Origin of the sequence: Streptomyces lucensis JCM 4490 (assembly GCF_014650035.1) — a bacterium.
Classification (GTDB): Bacteria; Actinomycetota; Actinomycetes; order Streptomycetales; family Streptomycetaceae; genus Streptomyces; species Streptomyces lucensis.
On sequence record NZ_BMUE01000010.1, the window covers coordinates 75,763 to 98,372 of the forward strand.

Annotated in this window: 22 protein-coding genes; 11 read left to right on the forward strand and 11 right to left on the reverse strand. The window is 73.9% G+C overall.

Translation table 11 applies throughout. The features are described 5' to 3' along the window. Positions 1-76: 76 nt before the first annotated feature. Positions 77-1,339: a sensor histidine kinase gene (locus IE177_RS22435; RefSeq protein ID WP_190017169.1), complete on the reverse strand. Its 1,263-nt coding sequence runs from the start codon at positions 1,337-1,339 to the stop codon at positions 77-79. Between the two features lie 179 nt (positions 1,340-1,518). On the opposite strand from IE177_RS22435, the gene IE177_RS22440 reads away from it, so the two are divergent. Further along, positions 1,519-1,719, forward strand: a complete 201-nt coding sequence (locus IE177_RS22440; protein WP_190017170.1) for a hypothetical protein — start codon at positions 1,519-1,521, stop codon at positions 1,717-1,719. 25 nt (positions 1,720-1,744) lie between these two features. Here IE177_RS22440 and IE177_RS22445 read toward each other — a convergent pair whose 3' ends face one another. The 6 genes from IE177_RS22445 to allB all read right to left on the reverse strand — a co-directional run bounded on the left by IE177_RS22445 (position 1,745) and on the right by allB (position 7,405). Next, a complete protein-coding gene (locus IE177_RS22445; RefSeq protein WP_190017171.1) occupies positions 1,745-2,140 on the reverse strand; it encodes a guanyl-specific ribonuclease in 396 nt (131 codons plus the stop codon). An 84-nt stretch (positions 2,141-2,224) separates the two neighbouring features. After that, positions 2,225-3,133, reverse strand: a complete 909-nt coding sequence (locus IE177_RS22450; RefSeq protein ID WP_190017172.1) for a DMT family transporter — start codon at positions 3,131-3,133, stop codon at positions 2,225-2,227. A 134-nt stretch (positions 3,134-3,267) separates the two neighbouring features. Further along, the gene (locus IE177_RS22455) at positions 3,268-3,876 is read right to left on the reverse strand and encodes a dihydrofolate reductase family protein (protein ID WP_190017173.1); all 609 of its coding nucleotides are present in this window, start codon (positions 3,874-3,876) and stop codon (positions 3,268-3,270) included. Positions 3,877-3,950: 74 nt separating this feature from the next. Then, positions 3,951-4,766, reverse strand: a complete 816-nt coding sequence (locus IE177_RS22460) for an AIM24 family protein (RefSeq protein ID WP_190017174.1) — start codon at positions 4,764-4,766, stop codon at positions 3,951-3,953. A gap of 119 nt (positions 4,767-4,885) precedes the next feature. Then, the gene (gene alc, locus IE177_RS22465; protein WP_373305152.1) at positions 4,886-6,025 is read right to left on the reverse strand and encodes an allantoicase; all 1,140 of its coding nucleotides are present in this window, start codon (positions 6,023-6,025) and stop codon (positions 4,886-4,888) included. A 39-nt stretch (positions 6,026-6,064) separates the two neighbouring features. Next, positions 6,065-7,405, reverse strand: a complete 1,341-nt coding sequence (allB, locus tag IE177_RS22470; RefSeq protein ID WP_190017176.1) for an allantoinase AllB — start codon at positions 7,403-7,405, stop codon at positions 6,065-6,067. A gap of 240 nt (positions 7,406-7,645) precedes the next feature. On the opposite strand from allB, the gene IE177_RS22475 reads away from it, so the two are divergent. Further along, positions 7,646-8,440 carry an IclR family transcriptional regulator gene (locus IE177_RS22475; protein WP_190017177.1) on the forward strand — a complete coding sequence of 265 codons (795 nt, stop codon included), beginning with the start codon at positions 7,646-7,648 and terminating at the stop codon, positions 8,438-8,440. A 79-nt stretch (positions 8,441-8,519) separates the two neighbouring features. Here the strand turns inward: IE177_RS22475 and IE177_RS22480 are convergent, their stop codons facing one another. Then, on the reverse strand, positions 8,520-8,834 hold the full coding sequence (locus IE177_RS22480) for a DUF5955 family protein (protein WP_190017178.1): 315 nt from the start codon (positions 8,832-8,834) through the stop codon (positions 8,520-8,522). 144 nt (positions 8,835-8,978) lie between these two features. Between IE177_RS22480 and IE177_RS22485 the strand changes: the two genes are divergently transcribed. Continuing rightward, positions 8,979-9,587, forward strand: coding sequence for a nucleotidyltransferase family protein (locus IE177_RS22485; protein ID WP_190017179.1), 609 nt, complete (start codon positions 8,979-8,981; stop codon positions 9,585-9,587). A 185-nt stretch (positions 9,588-9,772) separates the two neighbouring features. Further along, positions 9,773-11,398: a malate synthase A gene (aceB, locus tag IE177_RS22490; RefSeq protein ID WP_190017180.1), complete on the forward strand. Its 1,626-nt coding sequence runs from the start codon at positions 9,773-9,775 to the stop codon at positions 11,396-11,398. A 40-nt stretch (positions 11,399-11,438) separates the two neighbouring features. Here the strand turns inward: aceB and IE177_RS22495 are convergent, their stop codons facing one another. Further along, a complete protein-coding gene (locus IE177_RS22495; protein WP_190017349.1) occupies positions 11,439-12,353 on the reverse strand; it encodes a HipA family kinase in 915 nt (304 codons plus the stop codon). A 314-nt stretch (positions 12,354-12,667) separates the two neighbouring features. Between IE177_RS22495 and IE177_RS22500 the strand changes: the two genes are divergently transcribed. Further along, positions 12,668-13,162, forward strand: a complete 495-nt coding sequence (locus tag IE177_RS22500) for a DUF3515 family protein (protein ID WP_190017181.1) — start codon at positions 12,668-12,670, stop codon at positions 13,160-13,162. A gap of 55 nt (positions 13,163-13,217) precedes the next feature. Here IE177_RS22500 and IE177_RS22505 read toward each other — a convergent pair whose 3' ends face one another. Then, positions 13,218-14,729: an IucA/IucC family protein gene (locus IE177_RS22505; RefSeq protein WP_190017182.1), complete on the reverse strand. Its 1,512-nt coding sequence runs from the start codon at positions 14,727-14,729 to the stop codon at positions 13,218-13,220. 167 nt (positions 14,730-14,896) lie between these two features. Between IE177_RS22505 and IE177_RS22510 the strand changes: the two genes are divergently transcribed. From IE177_RS22510 to IE177_RS22520, 3 genes are read left to right on the forward strand one after another with little or no spacing between them, the layout of a single operon-like run. After that, a complete protein-coding gene (locus tag IE177_RS22510) occupies positions 14,897-16,414 on the forward strand; it encodes an IucA/IucC family protein (protein ID WP_190017183.1) in 1,518 nt (505 codons plus the stop codon). A gap of 9 nt (positions 16,415-16,423) precedes the next feature. Then, a complete protein-coding gene (locus IE177_RS22515) occupies positions 16,424-17,686 on the forward strand; it encodes a VWA domain-containing protein (RefSeq protein WP_190017184.1) in 1,263 nt (420 codons plus the stop codon). Beyond that, positions 17,686-18,486 (forward strand): hypothetical protein, encoded by an 801-nt coding sequence (locus tag IE177_RS22520; protein WP_190017185.1) that lies wholly within the window; start codon positions 17,686-17,688, stop codon positions 18,484-18,486. Before IE177_RS22515 ends, IE177_RS22520 begins: the two co-directional genes overlap by 1 nt. Positions 18,487-18,547: 61 nt before the next feature. Here the strand turns inward: IE177_RS22520 and IE177_RS22525 are convergent, their stop codons facing one another. Then, positions 18,548-19,174 (reverse strand): winged helix-turn-helix transcriptional regulator, encoded by a 627-nt coding sequence (locus IE177_RS22525; RefSeq protein ID WP_190017186.1) that lies wholly within the window; start codon positions 19,172-19,174, stop codon positions 18,548-18,550. 81 nt (positions 19,175-19,255) lie between these two features. Here IE177_RS22525 and IE177_RS22530 point away from each other — a divergent pair, with 81 nt between their 5' ends. The 3 genes from IE177_RS22530 to IE177_RS22540 all read left to right on the forward strand — a co-directional run bounded on the left by IE177_RS22530 (position 19,256) and on the right by IE177_RS22540 (position 22,336). Beyond that, complete coding sequence (locus tag IE177_RS22530; protein ID WP_190017187.1) at positions 19,256-20,464, forward strand: pyridoxal phosphate-dependent aminotransferase; 1,209 nt, start codon at positions 19,256-19,258, stop codon at positions 20,462-20,464. 79 nt (positions 20,465-20,543) lie between these two features. Further along, the gene (locus tag IE177_RS22535) at positions 20,544-21,701 is read left to right on the forward strand and encodes a serine hydrolase domain-containing protein (protein ID WP_190017188.1); all 1,158 of its coding nucleotides are present in this window, start codon (positions 20,544-20,546) and stop codon (positions 21,699-21,701) included. A gap of 35 nt (positions 21,702-21,736) precedes the next feature. After that, positions 21,737-22,336: a histidine phosphatase family protein gene (locus IE177_RS22540; RefSeq protein ID WP_190017189.1), complete on the forward strand. Its 600-nt coding sequence runs from the start codon at positions 21,737-21,739 to the stop codon at positions 22,334-22,336. The last annotated feature ends 274 nt before the right edge of the window (positions 22,337-22,610 follow it).

The following is a 22,610-nucleotide window of genomic DNA, read 5'->3' on the forward strand; positions in this document are numbered from 1 at the left end:
GCCCGGGTGGTTTTCGCCGGCCGCCGCTCCTGGGGCGGCGCGGCCCGGCGGCGGGTGCGGGGCTGGGGCGCGGCCCTCAGGTCTGCCCCCACGGCAGCCATGCCCGCACGCGGAACCCCCCGTCCCCGGTGGTCCCGTGCTCCAGTCGCCCGCCGGCCAGTGTCGCGCGCTCGGACAGGCCGATCAGGCCCTGGCCCGAGCCCGGGACCGGTGGCACCTCGGAGGGCGGCGCCGGATTGGTGACGGTGATCGTCAGGCCGTCGCCCCGGGTGCCGGCGAGGCGGACGGTGGCCTCGGTGCCCGGTGCGTGCTTGCGGGCGTTGGTCAGGGCCTCCTGGGCTATGCGGTAGGCGGTGCGGCCCACGGAGGCGGGGACGTCGGCGGGGTCGGCGACGCGGTGGTCGAGGGCGACCTTCATGCCCGCCTCGCGGCACTGGGCGACGAGGGCGCCGAGCGCGGCCAGCGTGGGCTGGGGCCGGCCGCCGGCCGCGTCGTCGGCCTCGCCGGCCCGCAGCACGCCGATGATCTCCCGCAGGTCCTGCAGGGCCTCGTGGGCGCTCTCCCGGATGACCCCGGCGGCCCGGGCGACCTCCTCGCTGGGGGCGTCCGGCCGGAACTCCAGGGCGCCCGCGTGCACGCTGAGCAGGGTGAGCCGGTGGGCGAGGACGTCGTGCATCTCGCGGGCGATGGCCTCGCGGGCGAGGCGCTGGGCCTGCTCGGCCCGCAGGCGTGCCTCGGTCTCCGCCCGGTGGGCCCGGTCCCTGAGGCTCAGCATCAGCATGCGTTTGGAGCGGACGAACATGCCCCAGCCGGTGACCGACACGGTGAGCAGGGCGGTGAAGGCGACGACTCCGGCGAAGGGCAGTTCGGGGTCTGGGCGCAGCCAGTAGAAGAGCGGGAGCAGCGCGAGGTCGACGCCGCCGATCCAGGCCACGTACCGGAAGGGCCGGTGCACCGCGAGCGTGAACAGCACGATCAGCCCCGCGCCGCCGGCGGTGTTGGACAGCAGGCCGACGGGCACCATCGCGGCGGCGAGCGCGACCGGCCACCGGCGCCGCAGCCAGAGGGCGGCCACGGCGAGTACGCCCAGCACCTGGTCGAGGACGGCGAGGGAGAACGGCAGGCCGGGTTCGTCGCCCAGGGACGCCGCGGCCGCCAGTCCGAGGACGACGGCCAGCAGGAAGCAGGAGAAGTCGACGACCCAGTCGCGCGCCGTGCGCCGTGGCCGTCGTCCGAAGGCGCGGGCGTCCGGGTCGAGTTCGTGGACCAGCGCGGACGGGAACAGCCACCGGCGCCCCGTGAACCCCTGCGGCGCCCAGGCCGGTTCGTCGATGCTCACGGTCGGCCAATGTACGCACGCGCGGCCCTCGTGGCCCCGCCGCGCACCGGATCACCGACCAAAGTCGCGCGGCTGTGGACTTTCGGTGGGGCGGCGCCCGAGGAACGCGGCCGGATGGCCGGACGGCTCCCGCCCCGCGGCCGATGCGTGGGAGGAGGCCGGGGGGCGAGAGTCGTGCCGTGAAGGAGTTACTGGAATTTCTCGGATTCGTCGCCCTCGTGCAGGGCGCGATGGGGCTGGTGCACGAGTTCACGCACTGGCACGTGGGGCTCGTGCAGCGGCTCGGGTTCCTCGACGGCTACGAGGTCTACGCGAGCGCCGCGCTCGTGGTGCTCGCGTTCGCGCTGTTCGCCGCCGCGGGGAGCCGTGGGTCCGGCTGAGCACCGTCCCGTCCGCTCCGGCCGGTCAGCAGCCGAAGTCGACGCGATCGAACGTGGCGTAGTGGTCGGCGGTGTAGTAGTCCTCCTGGTTCTTCTCACCGGTCACGATGCGCCGGGCGCCGCGGGTGGAGGAGCCGGGGGTCTTCACGGTGTACTCGTGGTAGTAGCCGGTCGACTGCCCGGGCAGGACGTCCTCGCGGTTCTGGAAGACGATTCCGTCCTGCGAGTACGGGAAGGGGCCGCCCTGGTCGATCAGGTGCAGGGTGTCGTGGGCCTGGGACGGCAGGGCGCCGTAGCAGACGCTGCCGGCCGACGCGGCTGCCGCGTCCGCCGTGGTGGCGGAGACCGTGCCGCCGACGAGGAGGGCGGACAGGAGCGCGGCCGCGGCGCCGGTCCGGTGTATCCGTGGGGGGAATCTCATGCGCTCATGATGACGCGCGTAGACGTTGACATGTCAACGACAAGCTGAAGACGTTCACAACAAGTCCCATGAGTTCTCAGGAAGTCAACCTGCGACGCGGCGTCCCCACACGGTTCCCGCGAGCACCATGACACCGCCCGCGACGCTCACCGTCCCGAGCCGGTCCCCGCCCAGCACGACACCGGCCGCGGCGGCCCACAGCGGCTCGGTGCCGAGCAGCAGGCCTACCCGGGAGGGCGAGGTGCGGCGCACGGCCCACATCTGCACGAAGAAGGCGAACACCGTGCACAGCGCGGACAGGAACAGCAGTCCTCCCCACTCCCGCGCGCCGAGGTCCGCCGCGACCGTCCAGGGCGCCGGGCCGCCGCCGGCGGCCGCCAGCAGGGCGAAGACGGCGACGCAGGTGCCGAGCTGGACCGTGGTGAGCGGCAGCGCGTCGGCGCCCCGCAGGGCCCTGACGCGCGCCATGGCGAGGACGTGCACCGTACGGGCGAGCGCGGCGAGCAGCATCAGCAGGTCGCCGGCCGAGGGCCGGGTGATGCCGCCGCCCTGGGTGAGCAGCACGACGCCGAACACCGACAGGGCCGCCGCGCCGAGGAAGGGGACCGTGGGCCGGGTGCGGGTGACGGCGGCCTCGGCGAGCGGGGTGAAGACCATCGTGAGGCTGATGATCAGGCCCGCGTTCGTCGCCGAGGTGTGGACGACCCCGTACGTCTCCAGCAGGAAGATCCCGCTGAGGATGAGCCCCAGCAGGGCCGCGCCCCGCCACTGGGCGGCGGTCAGTGCCCGCAGGGCGCGCCGTCCGGCCGTGGCGAGGGCGGGGAGGGCGAGCGCGAACCGCAGCACCAGGACGGCGAGCACCGTGCGGGCGGTGGTGACGTCCTTCGCCGCGAGGTAGCTGGCGCCCCAGCACACCGCGACGAGCAGGACGGGCAGGTCGGTGTGCCAGGCCCGGCGCGGCACGAGCGCGCCCGGTACGGCGATCGACGACATGGGTGCGGCTCCCCCGGTCTCCGGAGCGGGTGCGGAGACACCGGCGGCCCGCGTACGACACGATCACGGTACCGGCGGGAACGATCTTCGGCCAGGCTCGTCCCGGAAGGTGGGACCGAACCTCCGTCCGGGCCTCAGTAGGACCCGTACTCGGGGCGGCCCGCCAGGTCGTACGTCTGCAGGGAGACGCCGGAGCCCGTGACCCGCCCGGCCCGGTGCGTGAAACGGGTGGGGACCGCGCCCTCGGCGAACAGCCGGCGGCCGGCGCCGAGGACGACCGGGAAGGTCAGCAGGTGCAGGGTGTCGACGAGGCGCAGGTCCAGCAGGGAGCGCACCAGGGCGCCGCTGCCGTGGATCTGGAGTTCGCCGTCCGTGCGCTCCTTGAGAGCGGTGACCTCCTTGGCGAGGTCGCCGGAGACGACGGTGGTGCCGGACCACTGCGGTGCCTGGAGGGTGGAGGAGACGACGTACTTGGGGAGGGTGTTGAGCCTGGACGCGATCGGGTCGGCCGGGTCGGTCATCCGCGGCCAGTAGGAGGCGAAGATCTCGTAGGTGCGGCGGCCGAGCAGGAAGGCGCCGGCGCCGTCGAGGACCTCGGTGACGAACCGGCCGAAGTCGTCGTCGCCGAACGGGAAGCTCCAGCCGCCCTGGTCGAAGCCGCCGCTGGGGTCCTCCTGGGGGCCGCCGGGTGCCTGGTGGACGCCGTCGAGGGTGACGAAGACGGTGGAGACGAGCTTGCCCATGGCGGGTGCCTTCTTCCGGGTACGGGATCCGCTGTCATCAGCTCAGACCCCGCACCCGCCCGCAACTCATCGGTTCAGCCGGCGTGGGTGGAGAACAGTCCGCCGGTCGGGCCCTGCTTGTCGCCGCCCTGCGCCTTCTTCAGGGCGCCTGCGAGGCTCTCGATGGTGAGGGACTGCAGGATCACCCGGCCGTCGCCCTCCAGGGTGGCCAGGGACAGGCCCTCGCCGCCGAACACGGCGTTCATGATCCCCTGCCGGTCGAGGCCGCCGACGCGCTGGACGCCGTACTGGATGCCCTCCTCGAAGGCGACCACGCAGCCGGTGTCGACCTCGATCCGGCCGCCGAAGTCGGCCGGGTTCAGGTCGATGAAGTTGCCCGCGCCGGCGATGATCACCGTGCCGCGCCCGGTGAACTTCTCCAGGACGAAGCCCTCGCCGCCGCTCGTGCCCGTGCGGCCGCCCTGGAAGGCGATGCCGAAGTCGACCGTGGACTCGGCGGCCACGAAGGCGTCCTTCTCGGCGAACCACGCACGCGTGCCGTCCAGCTCCAGGGCGCGCATCTCGCCCGGGAGGACGCCCGCGAAGCCGACCGTGCCCTCGCCGCCGCGGGCGGTGAAGTACTGGAAGGCCAGCGACTCTCCCGCGAGCATCCGCTGGCCGACCTGCATGGCGGTGCCCATGGCCTGACGCAGCATGCCGCCCATGCCGCCGCCCGGGCCGTTCTGCTGGCGTCCGCCGTTGTCCGACGGGCCGGAGAGCCGTGTCTCCATGGTCACGTTCGTCGTCTTGAACAGGAACTTCCCGGCCTCGCAGTAGACGGTCTGGCCGGGGTGCAGGTTGACGACCGCCATCTGCATGGCGTTGCCGACGATCTCTTGCTTAAGGGTCACGAGGACTTGAACGCGACAGGTGGAGCGAAAGGTTCCGGGTGTACGGAAAGGGCGTCCATGAGGGTGACACGCGGGGCGCCCGGCGCCGTCCGGCCGGGCCGCGCCACGCGCGCGGGGGATCAGCCGCCGAGCTCCTGGTGGCGGGCGGCCAGCCGGGCGGCGCCGTCCTCCGTCAGGGAGCCGAACAGGCGCAGCCGGGAGATGCCGCCGTCGGGGAAGATGTCCACGCGCGCGTGCGTGCCCACGACCGCCCGCGGCAGCACGAAGCGGTGGTCGGTGTCGGGCTGCAGGCGGGTGCGCGGCAGGATCTCCGTCCAGTCGCCGTCCTCCCCGTCCCTGACGGAGACCGAGGCCCAGCCGGCGCTGTTGCCCTTCAGGCAGGCGGTGTCGATCCCGACGGCGCGGATCCGGGACCGGGCCGCGAGCCGGTAGCGGATCCAGTCGTTGCCCTGGTCGCGGCGGCGGCGGGTCTCCCATCCGTCGTCCATCCGGCGGGAGCGGCCCGGCTGGATGGTGTTGGCGGCCGGTGAGTAGAAGAGGTCGGAGGCGTCCTCGACCCGGCCGCCGTTCTCCAGGGCGGCCACGTCGAAGGTCCCGAGCGCCTGGAGCCACTCCGGGTCCGGGACGACCTCGCCGTGCACGCGCAGGCGGGCGATGCCGCCGTCGGGGTGCTGGTTGAGACGCAGGTGGGTGAAGCGCTGCTCGACGCCCACCTCGAAGCCGTTCGCCGCGTGGCCGCCGACGGGGGTGCGCGGGACGAGGGTGGTCCACTTCACGTCGTCGCCCAGCAGTTCCTCCGGGGAGGGGGCGCCGGGTACGCAGGCGCCCTCGACCGAGACCGCCTGCGGATGATTGCCGCGGAAGTGGGCGGTGTCGACGACGATCCCGCGGATCACGCCGGGCGCGCCGAGGCGGATCAGCGCCCAGTCGTGGTCGTCGGCGGTGGGCCAGGGGTGCGCGGCCGAGGCGCCGCGCCGGCGGCGGGTCTCCCAGCCGTCCATGATCTTGCCCTTGTGCCCGAAGTGCTCGGGGTCGAACTCGGCGCGCCCGGGCACCAGCAGGTTCTCCCGCTGGGCGAAGAACTCGTCGTTGGCGGCGACGACACCGGCGCCGAGCCGCCGGTCGGCGAGGTCGGCGTACCGGGTGAAGGGGAAGTCGGCGGTGCGGTAGTCCGCGTACGGGTCGCCGCCCGCGTAGGGGTTCGCGTCGCCGGTGAAGCGAGCCAGAGAAGATCGATGCAACGCCGTCACGGTGATCAGGGTTCCTTTCGGGAGGCGGCTGATGCGGTGCGGGGGGGCTCAGTGGGGGCGGCTGAGCAGCAAGCCCTTCGGTGCGGTGAACACACCGTTCTCGACGATGCGCTCTCCGCGCAGCCAGGTGGACTTCACGACGCCGTACAGGGTCCGGCCGGCGTACGCGGTGACCCGGTTGCGGTGCTGGAGGCCGGCCGGGTCGACGGTGAAGGTCTCGTCGGGGGCGAGGACGGCGAAGTCGGCGTCGCGGCCGGGCGCGATGGCGCCCTTGGCGGCGCCGAGCCCGACCAGGGCCGCCGTCCGGGCGGACATCCAGCGCACGACGTCCTCCAGGCCGTGGCCGCGCCGGCGGGCCTCGGTCCACACGGCGGAGAGGCTGAGCTGGAGGCCGGAGATGCCGCCCCAGGCGGTGGCGAAGTCGTCGGTCTTCAGGTCGGCGGTGGAGGGCGAGTGGTCGGTGACCACGCAGTCGATGGTGCCGTCGGCGAGCGCCTCCCAGAGCAGGTCCTGGTTGGCGGCCTCACGGATGGGCGGGCAGCACTTGAACTCGCTGGCGCCGTCCGGAACCTCCTCGGCGGTCAGGGTGAGGTAGTGCGGACAGGTCTCCACGGTGATCCGCACGCCCTCCGCGCGCGCGGCGCGGATCAGCGGGAGCGCGTCGCCGGACGACAGGTGCAGCACGTGCACGCGCGCGTCCAGCCGCCGGGCCTGGGCGATGAGGCCGGCGATGGCCGTGTCCTCGGCGCCGCGCGGGCGGGAGGCGAGGAAGTCGGCGTACCTGGGGCCGCCGTGCTGCGGGGCGGCGGCCAGGTGGTGCGGGTCCTCGGCGTGCACGATCAGCAGCCCGCCGAACCCGGCGATCTCCGCCAGGGACGCGGCCAGCCGCTCCTGGTCGAGGTGCGGGAACTCGTCGACGCCGGACGGGGACAGGAAGGCCTTGAAGCCGAAGACGCCGGCGTCGTGCAGCGGGCGCAGGTCCTTGACGTTGCCGGGCAGGGCGCCGCCCCAGAAGCCGACGTCGACATGCGCCTTGTCGGCGGCGACCGCCCGCTTCACCCTCAGGTGCTCGACGGTCGTGGTCGGGGGGAGGGAGTTCAGGGGCATGTCGACGAGGGTCGTGACGCCCCCGGCCACCGCGGCGCGCGTCGCGGTCCAGAAGCCCTCCCACTCCGTGCGGCCCGGGTCGTTCACGTGCACGTGGGTGTCGACGAGGCCCGGCAGCAGGACGTGGTCCCCGAGGTCCTCCAGGCGTGCCGCCGCGGGGACCTCGGCGTCGTGCGGCAGTACGGCCGCGATCCTGCCGGCGGACACGGCGACCGCGGCGGCCCGCGTCCCTTCCGGAGTGACGACGCGCGTCGAGCGCAGCACCAGTTCAGCGTCGGACACCCGAACCCCTCTTCCGCCGTACCGCTCTTCTATTTCAACGTTCTGTTGAAGGAGTCTTCACTTCCGCCTTGGCACCGTCAAGAGGCACACGCCGGGTGACGGCCCGCGCGCGCTCCCCCTGGACGTTTCCACAACACGGAATTAGAATTCCGATGAGCAGAACGTAGCTACGTACAAGCGGGGAGTCAACCGGCCGCCGGGTAGGCTGCAGCCCTCTGCCAGTCCCGAAAGGAACGCGCCGTGCCGACGTCCAGCGCCAGCACCACCGACTCCGCCAGGTCCTCCAACGGCGGCGGAGTCCAGTCCCTGGAGCGTGCCTTCGATCTGCTGGAGCGGATGGCCGACGCGGGGGGCGAGGTCGGCCTGAGCGAGCTGTCCGCCACCAGCGGGCTGCCCCTGCCGACCATCCACCGGCTGATGCGCACGCTGGTCGCCTGCGGATACGTCCGCCAGCAGCCGAACCGGCGGTACGCGCTCGGCCCCCGGCTGATCCGGCTCGGCGAGTCGGCGTCCCGGCTGCTCGGCACCTGGGCGCGGCCGTACCTGGCCCGGCTGGTGGAGGAGACCGGCGAGACCGCCAACATGGCGCTGCTGGACGGCGACGAGATCGTGTACGTGGCGCAGGTGCCCTCGAAGCACTCCATGCGCATGTTCACCGAGGTGGGGCGGAGGGTGCTGCCGCACTCCACGGGCGTGGGCAAGGCCCTGCTGGCCGGCGTCCCCGACGCCGAGGTCCGCGCCCTGCTCTCCCGCACCGGCATGCCGGCCGCGACGGAGAAGACCATCACCACGCCGGAGGGCTTCCTGGCGGCGCTGGAGGAGGTGCGCCGGCTCGGTTATGCCGTGGACGACAACGAGCAGGAGATCGGCGTCCGCTGCCTGGCGGTGCCCGTGCCCGACGCCCCCACGGCGGCCGCCATCTCCATCTCCGGGCCGGCCGGGCGGGTCACCGAGGCCGCCACCGAAAAGATCGTGCCGGTACTGCGGGGCATCGCCGCGGAACTCTCCGAGGCACTGGCGAGTTCGGGGGCCTGAGCCGGGCGACCGGCCGCTCAGAGGTCGGCCACGGGCAGCCGGCGGCCGACGCCGAGGGTGTCGTAGCCGGCCGTGGGGCTCATCTTCCCGGCGGCCGCCCGAACAGGTCCACCGCCTCCCGGACCTCCGTCAGAGCGCGGGTCAGCGCGCTGACCGAGCCGATCGCACCCGCGATCAGTAACAGGGAGCGGCGCAGGAGAGGGATCTGCGGTGAACCGCCGGCGGCCATCGCGGCCAGGGCCGCCAGCTCGTCCTCGGCTATGGAGCGGTCGGGGAAGTCCGCCGGGATCGCGGCGAGCTGACGGCGCAGCCGGGAAACGGCCGTCCGCAGTTCCACCGCTCTAGGGTCCTCGTCACTGCCGGTCACCGGCCTCTGCCCCAGACTCCGCAACACAGCCCTCCCCCTGACGCGCCGTCGTGCGCGGGTCAGTAAACGCCACCCGGTGTCCGAGCGCCACAGCGCGGACCGAAATTCAGCCCAACGGACACGGGCGCCGGGGAGGCGCACGCGTGCTCCGCCGTCGGGTATGCAGGACTCATGACGGACCACCAGGATCATCGGGGTGATGTCGCCGGGCTGCTGCTCGCCGCCGGCGGTGGCAGACGGCTCGGCGGACGCCCCAAGGCGCTGCTGCAACACCGGGGACGGCCGCTGGTCGAGCACGCGGCCGGGGTGCTGCGGGCGGCCGGGTGCCGGCGCGTCCACGTCGTCCTGGGCGCCGGGGCGGACGAGGTGAGGCGCCGCGCCGAGCTGGGCGGATGCGTGCTCGTGGACAACCCGGACTGGGGCGGGGGGATGGGATCGTCCCTGCGCGCGGGGCTGGAATCCCTCGCCGGCACCGGGGCGCGCGCCGCCCTGGTGAGCCTGGTGGACCAGCCCGGCATCGGCCCGGCGGCGGCCGCCCGGGTGCTCGCCGCCTACGAGGGCGTGAACTCGCTGGTGTCGGCCGCCTACGAAGGCACCCGCGGGCATCCGGTCCTGTTCGGCGCGGCCCACTGGGCGGGCATCGCCGCGACCGCGACCGGCGACCAGGGGGCGCGCGCGTACCTGAGGGACCACGCGGCGGCGATCAGGCTCGTGGAGTGCGCGGACGTGGCCGATCCGCACGACATCGACACCGAGGCCGACCTGAACCGCCTCGAGTGAACACGGTGGCACCGGGGGCCGTTCCGACTCCGTCCGGAGAATCTCGACATCAACAAATCATTGAAGTTCCACGATGAGGAAACTACTATCCACTGATCAGAAGCGCCTTTGCCGCACAGTGGGCGCTCACCGTCCTGTCCGTGCCCCTTGGCACCCGGTGCCACCGCTGAAGGAAGTGACAGCTCATGTCCGCACCAGCGCCGTCCCCGCTGGCCATCGTCGACGCCGAGCCCCTGCCCCGGCAGGAAGAGGTCCTCACCGACGCGGCGCTCGCCTTCGTGGCGGAGCTGCACCGGCGGTTCACCCCGCGCCGCGACGAACTCCTCGCCCGCCGGGCCGAGCGCCGCGCCGAGATCGCCCGCACGTCCACGCTCGACTTCCTCCCCGAGACCGCGGCGGTCCGCGCGGACGAGTCGTGGCGGGTCGCCCCGGCCCCGGCCGCGCTGAACGACCGGCGCGTCGAGATCACCGGCCCGACCGACCGCAAGATGACCGTCAACGCGCTCAACTCGGGCGCGCGGGTCTGGCTCGCCGACTTCGAGGACGCCTCCGCACCCACCTGGGAGAACGTCGTCCTCGGCCAGGTGAACCTGATCGACGCGTACACCCGGCGGATCGACTTCACCGACGAGCGCACCGGCAAGTCGTACGCCCTGCGCCCCGACGAGGAGCTGGCGACCGTCGTCATGCGCCCGCGCGGCTGGCACCTGGACGAGCGGCACCTCGTCGACGCCGGCGGCCGCCAGGTCCCGGGCGCCTTCGTCGACTTCGGCCTGTACTTCTTCCACAACGCCCAGCGGCTGCTCGACCTCGGCAAGGGCCCGTACTTCTACCTGCCGAAGACCGAGTCGCACCTCGAAGCACGGCTGTGGAACGACGTGTTCGTCTTCGCGCAGGACTACGTCGGCATCCCGCGGGGCACCGTCCGGGCCACCGTGCTGATCGAGACGATCACGGCCGCCTACGAGATGGAGGAGATCCTCTACGAACTGCGCGACCACGCCTCCGGGCTGAACGCCGGCCGCTGGGACTACCTGTTCTCCATCGTGAAGAACTTCCGTGACGGCGGCCCCCGGTTCGTCCTGCCGGACCGCAACGCGGTCACGATGACCGCCCCGTTCATGCGGGCGTACACCGAACTCCTCGTCCGCACCTGCCACAAGCGCGGCGCGCACGCGATCGGCGGCATGGCGGCGTTCATCCCGTCCCGGCGCGACGAGGAGGTCAACAGGGTCGCCTTCGAGAAGGTGAAGGCGGACAAGGACCGCGAGGCGAACGACGGCTTCGACGGCTCCTGGGTCGCCCACCCCGACCTGGTGCCGATCGCCATGAAGTCCTTCGACGACGTCCTCGGCGACAAGCCGAACCAGAAGGACCGGCTGCGCGAGGACGTCCGTGTCGAGGCCGCCGACCTGATCGCGGTCGACTCGCTGGACGCGAAGCCGACGTACGCCGGTCTCGTGGGCGCCGTCCAGGTCGGCATCCGCTACATCGAGGCCTGGCTGCGCGGACTCGGCGCGGTCGCCATCTTCAACCTGATGGAGGACGCGGCCACCGCCGAGATCTCCCGCTCGCAGATCTGGCAGTGGATCAACGCGGGCGTCGAGTTCGAGAACGGCGAGAAGGCCACGCCGGAACTGGCCCGCGAGGTGGCCGCCGCGGAACTCGCCGGCATCCGCGCGGAGATCGGCGAGGAGGCCTTCGCGGCCGGCCACTGGCAGCAGGCGCACGACCTGCTGCTCCAGGTCTCCCTCGACGAGGACTACGCCGACTTCCTCACCCTGCCGGCCTACGAGCGGCTGAGGGGCTGACCGCTCACCCGGCCCCGGGGCCGTCCCCGGCGCCGGGCGCTCATCCCAGGTGCACCGCCCCGTCCGTCTCCACCCCCGGCCTGCCGTGCAGGTCGGGGACGTGCTTGAGCCAGTCCGGGCGGCCCTGCCGGGTCCTCGCGGCGCGGGCGGCCTCCTCGTCCGCCAGTTCCGCCCGGCTCGGGAAGTCGGTGGGCAGCCAGCCGGCCGACAGCCGCAGCCGCTGCAGCAGGTAGTCGACGTAGGCGGCCCGGACGTCGCCGGGGGTCGCGAAGCCCGCGTCCTCGGCCAGCCAGGCGTCCGGCACCTCGGCGACGATCCCGCGCAGCAGCTCCTCGGTCACCCGGGGCGCGAGTTCCGCGTCGGCGGCGCGGACGTCGGGGCCGTAACGACCGAGGGCGTGGTGCCGGAAGTCGTACCGCTTGCCCGGGGTGGTGGTGTCCCAGCGGTGGTGGAAGACGAGGGCGGCGCCGTGGTCGATGAGCCACAGGCGCGGCGGCACGGTGCCGAGAGTGGGCCACACCATCAGGTTGGAGCTGTGCACCGTACGGTCCACGTTGACGGTCAGCGCGTCCAGCCAGACGATCCGGCCCGCCTCCAGCGGGTCCACGTCGAAGGACCCGGCGACCTCCGGGGTGAGGTCGACGGCGCCCGGCAGGTGGTCCATGCCGAGGTTGACGCCCGCGCTGGCGCCGTGCAGCTCCCGGACCTCCTGGTGGGGCTCGCCGGCGGCGATCGCCGGATCGAAGCGGACGAGGACCAGTTCGGGGAAGCGCAGCCCGAGCGCCCGGGCGAGTTCGCCGACGATCACCTCGGCGACCAGCGCCTTGTGCCCCTGCGCCGAGCCGGTGAACTTCACGACGTAGGTGCCGAGGTCGTCGGCCTCGACGACGCCGGGCACGGAGCCTCCGGAGTGGAGGGGTTCGACGTAGCGGGTTGCGGTGACCTCTCTCAGCATTCTCGCGGCCACCGCTCCTCGACCTTGCCTTCCACGGTCACCTCCAGGGCGCTGCTGTCCGGGGAGACGTCCGGCCGGCCCCGGGTGGCTTCCGGGGAGTTCCGGCCGGTCCCCGGCGAGTCCGTCGACGGCCGTGCGGCCCTTGTTACCGGCCTCCGGCATTGAGTGTGCATAGTAACCAAGCGTGACAGCTGGGCCTCGAAGGCTTCCGCACGGCACGGCCGGCACCCGGCCGCCTGCGGGCGGAGCCGGTGGGCAACGCGGCGGCGCACAGCGCCCGTTGGGGCACATGCCCCGAGCCGTACGATCACCGCATGACCATCAACCGGCCGCTCCTGCTCACCCTCGCCGTGGGAAGCGTCACCGCCGTCGCCCTCCAGTACCTCCAGGCGGTCCCCGCCGGGCAGTGGCTCCCCGAGCCCCCGCACGCCGCGTCGCGCCCTTGCGCCCGGCTCGCCGCCCGCTTCCCCGACCGCATCGGCGGCCTGCGGCGCGACCCCGCCGCCACCCCGGGCACCGCCGTCTGGGGCGGCGGCGCCCTCACAGCCCGCTGCGGCCTGGACGCGGCCGTGGCGACCCCCGACCCCTGCTCCACCATCGGAGAAGTCGACTGGGTCTGGCGGCAGCACACGGGCGACGCCACCCACCAGACCCTCGTCACCTACGGCCGCGATCCCGCCCTGGAGGTCCGCATCGACAAGACCAGGGCCGCCCCCGACACCGCCCTCATCAGCCTGACCTCCCTCGCCGAACGCCTGCCCGCCAACGGACACAAATGCGTCAGCCTCTCCGACACGCCCCCGGCATAGCCGGGCCGGGGTTCGGCACGCCGCAACGCGCGGCCCGGTCGCGGTCCCGGGCCGCCTACTGGACGCCCCCGGCACCGGCCAGCGGGTTCGGCAGGGGCAGGTAGCGGGCGGCGGCGCCGTCCGCGCCGGTCCAGCGCAGCAGCAGGTTGGTCTTGCCCGGCAGGGTGGGCGCGGTGAGCAGGGCGGGGATCTCGGGCAGGTCGTGCCGGGCCAGTTCACGGCGGGCGGCGGGCCACGGGTCGAAGCCGGGACGGTGCTCGGCGAGGGCGGCGGCGATCTCGCCGAGGTGGTTGACGACCAGGCAGTACACCAGCCGCTCCCATCCGGCGGCCCGCGGGACGTCCGGCAGCACCTTGGCGCCCTCGGCGTCCCGGAACAGCGCCTGTACGGGCGTGCCGGCCGCGTCCACGGCGACGAGGGTGTTCTGCAGGTGGGCCTCCAGGACGACTCCGTGCTCGCCGAAGGCGGTCAGGGCGGGCGGGACGACCTGCCGCAGATAGGCCTCCCACCAGTGCTCCGGGTCGGCCGCGGCCGCCAGCGGGCTGCCGTCGAAGCCCTCGGCGAGAGCCGCGGCGAGCAGCGGGGTGGCGCCCGGCAGCAGATGGCCGCGCAGGCCGTCCCGGACCAGGACGGCCAGCTCCTCGAAGGCGAAGGCGGCCGTGCGGTAGCCGCGGTCGCTCAGCCAGGCCGCGGGCGGTCCCATGGCCGCGAAGGCCTGGCGGGCGGCGGTGTCGGTGCGGCTCAGTCCGGCCAGGTCATGGCGCCACAGCCGGCGGATGTCGTTGGTGATGCGCACGTCGAGGCTGAACTTCAGGAAGAGGTCGCGCCGGGGCTCGTACACCGTGCGGACCGCCGCGGTCGGCCAGACGTCGAAGTCGCTCCCGCCGAGGCGGAGCAGGCGGCCGTCGGCGAAGGCCGGAGCGAGGTCGCGGGCGACGAGGCCGAGCTGCCAGGGGTGCGCGGGCAGCAGCCGGTAGCCGGGCGGCGGGGTGCCGAGGGCGTCCAGGGCACGGGTGTCGCCCTCCTCGGCCACCTGGTCCTCGCGGACCGCGAGCAGCACGAGCGGGAAGCGGGCGTGGGCCTCGGGGGCGTACGGCAGCCACGAGGCGGCCGGGCCGCCGCCGCGCGCCTTGGGCGCCGGGTGGTAGGGGTGGCCGATGAGCAGGGACTGCTCGGAACGCAGGTACGGGTCCGTGGGCGCCGTCGCCCGTTCGCGGGCGGCGAGCAGGGCGGCGACGGCGTCCCTGCTGTCGGTCATCTCGGCGGGCAGGTCACCGCCCGGCAGCCCGGTGTGCCGGCGCAGTTCCTCGGCGACCAGCTTGACCAGTTCGGTGTGCCCGACCGCGTGCCAGGCCCCGGCCCGGTGGACCTCGGGGTCCGCCGGGCGCCGCCCGGGGCGCACGCGCAGCAGCCGCCCGCTGGGCAGCCGGTGCACGCGCCGGCGCCCGGCGTCCGGGAGGGGCTCTGCCACCTCGCGCAGCAGGCAGTTGAGCAGCGGCGCGGCCGCGCAGGCGTCGGCGCGGCGGCCGGCGGCGCCGGTGGGGGGTGAGAGGTCCACGCGATCCATTCGTCTGTCGTCCAGGGGGCGACGCTCCGGACGGGCCGGGCTCGGCGTGCCGCACGTGCGTGCGACGCGCCGTACGTCCCGCACGTCGTCCGGGAGCCGGTCGTGCCCAGTATGTCTGCCGTACCCGACAATCGTGCCCCGTGCCGTGCGTACCCGAGGAGCCGACCGTGCACCGACCCCCCACCGCCGAGGCCGAGGCGGCCGAGGAGCTGGCCGCCGTCCGGCCCGCGCTGCTGCCCCGGTTCACGGCGGAGCTGCCGGGCGCCCGTGCCGCCGTGCTGACCCGGCTGTGGCGGGCCCTCGCCCACGAGCCGCTGCCGTGGGTCACGGGCAGGTCGCACGGGGCGTACGGCCTCACCCTGCGGCTCTGGGACGGGCGGACGCTGCACGGCCCGCATGCGGACCCGTACGCCACGAGCGCCTGCGTCACCGGCGTCCGCCTGGGCCGGGAGCGGTACGCCGATCCGGCCCGGCTGACGGCGGCTCTCGGGGTGCCGCACGCGTCCGCCTTCGCCGCCGAACTGGCGGGCAGCGTGGCCTCGTTGGCCCTGTCGCGGGCCGGTGCGGATCACTCGAAGGAGTGGCCGGCCCGGGACTGGGAGTGGGAGCAGCGGGTGGTCGACGGGCATCCCTTCCACCCCAACTGCCGTTCTCGACCCGGCTTCTCGGTGGCGGAGCAGCTGGCGTACGGTCCGGAGCACCGGCCGGTGGTGGAGCTGGGGACGGTGGCGGTCCCGGCGGACGAGTGCCTGGTGAGCGGTGAGTGGCCGGACGAACTCCGCGGCGGCGGAGAGCTGCTGGTGCCGGTGCACCCCTGGCAGGCGGCCCATGTCCTGGCCGGACGGCCGTGCGTCCCGTGGCGGCCGGCCCATCCTCTGATGTCCCTGCGCACGCTCGCGCTGCCCGGTGGTGCGCACGTGAAGACCGCGCTGAGCACCCGGCTGACCTCCTCGGTGCGGGACATCTCCGAGTACTCGGTGCGGGCCGCCGCGCCGCTGTCCTCGCTCGCCGCGGACCTGGCGGCCCGCACCGGCGGGCTGCTGCACGTCACCCGCACGCTGGGCGCGGTCACGGCCCGCTCCCCCGACCTGGCCGCGCTGCTGCGCGAGTCGCCCGAGGTGTACGCGCGGGCGGGTGAGCGCGTCCTGCCGGTGGCCGCCCTCGCCACCACCGCCCTGCCGGACTCCCCCTCCTGGCTCGCCGCGTTCGCCCGGCTCGCGCTCACGGTGGGCCTGGGCCTGCTCGACCTGGGCGTGGCCCTGGAGGCCCACGGCCAGAACCTCCTGGTGGTCCTGTCGGCCGACGGCACGCCCCGGCGGCTGGTCTACCGGGATCTGGCCGACATCCGGATCAGCCCGGCCCGGCTGGCCCGCCACGGCATCGCCCCGCCCGCCCTGACGGGCCGTCTGGTCACCGACGACGAGACGGTCCTGCGGCGCAAGCTGTTCGGATCGCTGGTGGCGGGCGCCCTGGCCGGCACGGCCGGCTCGCGACCGGCGCTCGGCGCCGCCCTGGCCGCCGCCGTAACCGGCCTGCCGGACACCCCCGATCTGCGGGCTCTGTGCGAGGACCCCCTGCCCGCCAAGGCGCTGAGCCTGATGCGGCTGTCCCCCGGCACCCCGGGCGACCTGTGGGCCGCGCTGCCCAACCCGCTCGTTTTGGAGTACGACCGGTCTGATCAATAGGATCCGCCGATGATCAGAAGACAACGGCTGGCGGCGGGAGTCTGCGCTCTCCTCGCCGCCCTGACGGCCGGGCTCGCGTTCCCCGCCGGAGCGGTCGCCGACGAGACCGGGCAGGCCGCTCCCAAGGTCGAACTCGTCCTGGACGTCAGCGGTTCCATGCGCACCCGGGACATCGACGGCGGCACCCGGATGGCCGCGGCGAAGCAGGCGTTCAACGAGGTGCTCGACGCGACCCCGGAAGAGGTGCAGCTCGGCATCCGCACCCTGGGCGCGAACTACCGCGGCGACGACCGCAAGGAGGGCTGCAAGGACACCGAGCGGCTCTACCCGGTGGGCCCGCTGAACCGGACCGACGCCAAGACGGCGGTGGCCACGCTGGCGCCGACCGGCTGGACGCCGATCGGGCCCGCGCTGCTGAAGGCGGCCGACGACCTGAACGGCGGTGCCGGCACCCGCCGTATCGTCCTGATCAGCGACGGCGAGGACACCTGCCAGCCGCTCGACCCGTGCGTGGTGGCCCGGGAGATAGCCGCCAAGGGCATCGGGCTGACCATCGACACCCTGGGCCTGGTACCGGACGCCAAGACCCGCGACCAGCTCAGCTGCATCGCGGACGCGACCGGCGGCACCTACACCTCCGTGCAGCACAAGGAGGAACTGAGCGACCGGGTAGGGCAGTTGGTCGACCGGGCCGCCGATCCCGTGGTGACGCCGGTGGCGACCGAGGGCGCGGACCGGTGCGAGAAGGCGCCGGCGCTCAAGTCCGGGCTCTACACCGACCGCGAGGAGTTCGGCCAGGAGCGCTGGTACAAGGTGGAGGTCGGCCCCGGGCAGGAGCTGCGCGCGGCGGTGAGCGTGGCGGACGACCGGACGGTGGGCCCCCACTACGGCGTGCTGCTGCGGGCGGTGACCGTGCACGGCCGGGAGATCGTGCGCGGTGAGGCCGCGGGCACCGGCCGCACGGACGCCGTGTCCACCGGTCTGCGCTATCCGAAGCCGGACAGCGACGACGACGACGCGACCGCGGAGACCGTGTGTCTGCAGGTCACCAACTCGTTCTCGGCGGCCGCGGGGGTGAAGACCAGGCCCGGTCTGCCGCTGGAGCTGACCGTGGACGTCGTGGACGGGCCGTCCGGCCACCACGACGTGGCCTCCTTCGGTCTCGGGCGCGGCTGGTGGCTGCTGGGCGCGCTCGTGCTGATCGGTTTCGTGGCCGGTCTACTGTGGGGCTGGCTGTCGCGCTGGCGGGTCGCGGTCTGGAGGACGAACTGATGCGGATCACACGAGTTCTGGGCGCCGCGCTGCTGGCGCTGGGCCTGGCCGCCGGGCCGGCCGCCGCCGACTCCTCGCCCTCCCCGAGCGCCTCGGGTGACGACAGGGCACCCACCCGGGCGGGCACCTCGTTCCGTACGGCGACGGAGATCGAGCAGGGGCAGCAGGCCACCGCGTCCGGCTCCACCGGCGACTACCTGTACTGGTCGTTCCCGGCCGACGTCGGACAGCGGCCCACCGTCAAGGCGACGGTGAAGCTCCCCGGCACGCACGGCTCGCAGACCTGGCAGCTCGACGTGTACGACGGGCTGCGGCGCCGCCAGGCCTGCCAGTACGGCGCCCAGACCCGCACCGCGGGCCAGGGCGTCCCGTCGGTCGAGCTGGCCTGTGTGCTGCGCACGGTGCGCGGCTGGTCGGAGCCGTGGGCCAACGACCCGCTGCCCGGCACCTACTACGTCCGGCTTACCGTGGTGGACCTCGGCGCCTCCGACCTCGGCCAGCCGGTGAGCGCCGAGGTGCGGGCCGACTCCAAGGACATCGGCGGCGCGGCGGCGGTGGACGGCTCGCTGGGCAAGCCGCTGGTCCCGGGTGTCGCCGTCAAGACCGAGGAGCGGAAGGACGGTTCGAAGCCGGCGGTGCTGTCCAGCTTCGGCTCGGACGACGGCTGGTCCTCCGGCTGGTGGTCCGACCGCTGGGTGTGGACCGCGATCGGCGGCGTGCTGGCCGCGCTCGCCGGCATCGGCGGGTACGCCCTGACGCGGGGTTCGGGACGGCCGTCCCGGGTGCCGCCGGGCGCGTGAGCCGTACGGTTCGCGAGCTTCCCGCGAAGGCCCGCCCGCTGGGCGGGCCTTCGTCCTTTCGTCAGGCCTCCCGCAGGGTCTTGGCCAGGATGCCGTCACCGGTCACGGTGACGCGGCCGGAGCGGACGGCGTCCGCGAGGGTCACGTCCCCGCGGGCCACGGCCTCGCAGGTCCCCGCGTCCAGGACGAGCCGGGCGTCCGGCTCGCCGGGCACGGGGCCGTCGCCGTACACGGGTCCCTCGCCGGTGCCGACGCGCAGGTGGAAGTCGCCCTCGTCCAGCGCCACTTCGACCAGTCCCTCGCCGCGCAGGGCGCGCAGCAGGGGGAGGGCGAACCAGTGCGCGCGCACCGCGTCGGTCGGCCGCCGCTCACCGAGCTCGGCCTCGCCCCAGGCGCCCAGCGCCTGCAGCACGGGCAGCAGCCGGCGCCCGCGGTCGGTGAGTTCGTACACGTAGGCGGCGCCGGGCGGGGGCAGCCGGCGGCGCGTGGCCAGCCCGTCGCGTTCCATGTCCTTCAGCCGGGAGGCGAGTACGTCCGTGCTCACGCCGGGCAGATCCGCGTGCAGGTCCGTGTAACGACGCGGGCCGGCGAGCAGTTCCCGGACGATCAGCAGGGTCCAGCGGTCGCCGACGAGGTCGAGGGCGCGGGCTGCGGAGCAGTACTGGTCGTAGCTTCGGCGAGGTGGCATGCGACGCAGTCTAGACATGTTGTTGGACTTTCCAAGCTCACACTTGGTAAAACCAAGCAACACGAGTTCCTGGAGGGGCGCATGGAGTTCCGGCAGTCGAACAAGCTCAGCGAGGTCTGTTACGAGATCCGCGGCCCGGTGATCGAGCACGCCAACGCGCTGGAGGAGGCGGGGCACAGCGTGCTGCGCCTGAACACCGGCAACCCCGCGGCCTTCGGCTTCGAGGCGCCGGCGGAGATCCTCCAGGACATGATCCGGATGCTGCCGCAGGCCCACGGCTACACGGACTCGCGCGGCGTCCTGTCCGCCCGCCGAGCGGTCGCCCAGCGCTACCAGAACCTGGGCATCGACGTCGGCGTGGACGACGTCTTCCTGGGCAACGGTGTCTCCGAGCTGGTCTCCATGGCCGTCCAGGCCCTGGTCGAGGACGGCGACGAGATCCTCATCCCCGCACCGGACTTCCCCCTGTGGACCGCCGTGACCACGCTGGCCGGCGGCAAGGCGGTCCACTACCTGTGCGACGAGCAGGCCGACTGGAACCCGGATCTGGCCGACATGGCCTCGAAGATCACGGACCGGACGAAGGCCGTCGTCATCATCAACCCGAACAACCCGACGGGCGCGGTGTACCCGAAGGAGGTGGTCGAGGGCATCCTGGACCTCGCCCGCCGGCACGGCCTGATGGTCTTCGCCGACGAGATCTACGACCAGATCCTTTACGACGACGCGGTCCACCACTCGGCCGCCGCGCTCGCTCCCGACCTGGTGGTCCTCACCTTCTGCGGCCTGTCGAAGACGTACCGGGTGGCGGGGTTCCGCTCCGGCTGGCTGGCCGTCACGGGCCCCAGGCAGCACGCCAGGGACTACCTGGAGGGCCTGACCATGCTGGCCTCCATGCGCCTGTGCGCCAACGCGCCCGCCCAGTACGCCATCCAGGCCGCGCTGGGCGGCCGGCAGTCCATCGGGGAACTCACCGCGCCCGGCGGGCGGCTGCACGAGCAGCGGAACGTCGCCTGGGAGAAGCTCAACGAGATCCCCGGCGTGTCCTGCGTGAAGCCCAAGGGCGCGCTGTACGCCTTCCCGCGCATCGATCCCAAGGTCCACGCCATCCACGACGACGAGAGGTTCGTCCTCGACCTGCTGCTGCGGGAGAAGATCCAGGTCGTCCAGGGCACGGGCTTCAACTGGCCCTCCCCCGACCACTTCCGCATCCTCACCCTGCCGCACGCGGACGACCTGGAGGCCGCGATCGGCCGGATCGGACGGTTCCTGGGCGGGTACCGCCAGTAGCGCCCCGGCTCCGCTCCCCTGTGCGAAGATCGCCCGCAGGACCGTACGCGGCAGGCGATCACCGGGCAGGGGGACGGGCATGACGATCGGCGTACACGGAACGGTGGCCGACGGGTTCGAGGGCGTGCGCGAGAAGTTCGCGTCGATGCTCGCCCGGAAGCGTGCCGACCCGGGCGCGCAGCTGGTGGTGTACCGGCACGGGCGCCGGGTGGTCGACCTGTGGGGCGGAGACCGGATCGACGGGGACACCCTGACGAGCCAGTACTCCATCGCCAAGGGCGCCGCGCACCTGGTCGTCGCCCTGCTGGTGCAGGACGGTTCGCTCGACCTCGACCGCGAGGTGGCCTCGTACTGGCCCGAGTTCGGGGTGAACGGCAAGGACCGGCTGACGGTGCGGCAGCTGCTGGAGCACCGGGCCGGGCTCGTCGGGGACGCCGAACGGGCCTTCACCGTCGAGGAGCTGGCGGACGACCGGACCATCGCGGCGCGGCTGGCACGGCGCACGCCGCTGTGGGAGCCGGGGACGGCGTACGGCTACCACGCCTTCGTCATCGGCGCCCTCACCGGCGAGGTGGTGCGCCGGGTGACCGGCCGCACCCTCCAGGAGGTGTACGAGGAGCGCGTACGGGCGCCGTACGGGCTCGACTACTACCTGGGCCTGCCCGCGGGCGCGGAGTCGCGCTGGGTCGAGGTCCAGCCGCTGGAGCCGACGGGCGAGGAGGCCGTGCCGCTGAAGGAGCGGACGGCGGACCCGGACGCGCTCCAGGAGATCGCCCTCAACGCGCACGGGCCGCAGCCGGTCGACCTGGTGGCCTTCGGCAACCACCCACGGGTCCGGGCCCTCGGACCGGCGTCCTCGGGCGGGGTGGGCAACGCGCGCGGGATCGCCGGGCTGTACGCGGCCGTCCTCGGCCCGGTGGGCGGCAGGCCGCCGCTGCTCACCGCCGAGACCGCCCGGCTGTTCGGCGGGCTGCGCACGCCCGGCCCCGACCTGGTCACGGGGAACGCCGACCACTTCGCGCTCGGCTTCGAGTACCTGCCCGGCCTCTACCCCTTCCTCGGCGCGGGCACCCTGGGACACAGCGGCGCGACCGGTTCCCTCGGCTTCGCCGACCCCGAGCACGGGATCGCGTACGCGTACGCCCAGCGCCGGTTCGCCTTCCCGTCCGGGGTGGGCGCGGCCGTGGAGAACGGCCGTCTGGCGCAGTCCGTCCTGCGGGCCGCCGCCGCTCTGTGACACGGTGCTGACCAACGAGCGGGAAAGGCGCTGACGTGGGTGACCTGTTTCTGGTCCGGCACGGTGAGACCGAGTGGTCGCGGTCCGGACGGCACACCGGCTCGACCGACGTGCCCCTCACCGGGCACGGGCGCGAGGAGGCGCGCCGGCTGAAGCCGCTGATCTGCTCGCACCGCGTAGGGGCGGCGTTCGTCAGCCCGCTGCACCGGGCCCGGGAGACCGCCCGGCTCATCGGCGTCCCGTACGCACGGGTCGACTCGGACCTGCGCGAGTGGGACTACGGCGGGTACGAGGGCGTGACCACCGTGGAGATCCAGCGGACCCGGCCCGGCTGGTTCCTGTTCACGGACGGGGTCGCGCCCGGGCCGCCGGACCATCCGGGCGAGACCGCGGAGCAGGTCGGGGAGCGCGCCGACCGGATGCTGGCCAAGGCCGACGCCGCCCTAGCCAACACCGAGGGGGCCGTCGTCCTGGTCGCCCACGGTCACTTCCTGCGCGTCCTCACCGCTCGCCGGCTGGGACTCCCGCCGGAGCAGGGGGCCCTGTTCCAGCTGGCGACGGGCACCGTCTGCCGCCTCGGCACGGAGCACGGGCGCCCGGTGGTGGCCGGGTGGAACATCCGCCCGGCGGACTGACCGGAGCGGGAGCGCTCCGGCTGCACGGCCCGCCCCGCCCGGTTCCGGCGCCGTCCCCGCCGCCGCCGTCGGCCCGGCCCCCGCGCCGGCTTCGCCCCACCGCCGCCGGCCGCGCCCGGCCATCGTCGCCGGTCCCGCCGCGCCGCTCGGCTCCCGCCGGCGCCGGCCCCGCTTGCCCCACGGTCCGTCCCGCCCGCCCTCGCCTGCCGCCGGTGTCAGACCCGCCCCGTACTCTGCGAATGGGCCGTCCGCCGGGCGGTCCGTGCGGGGACGG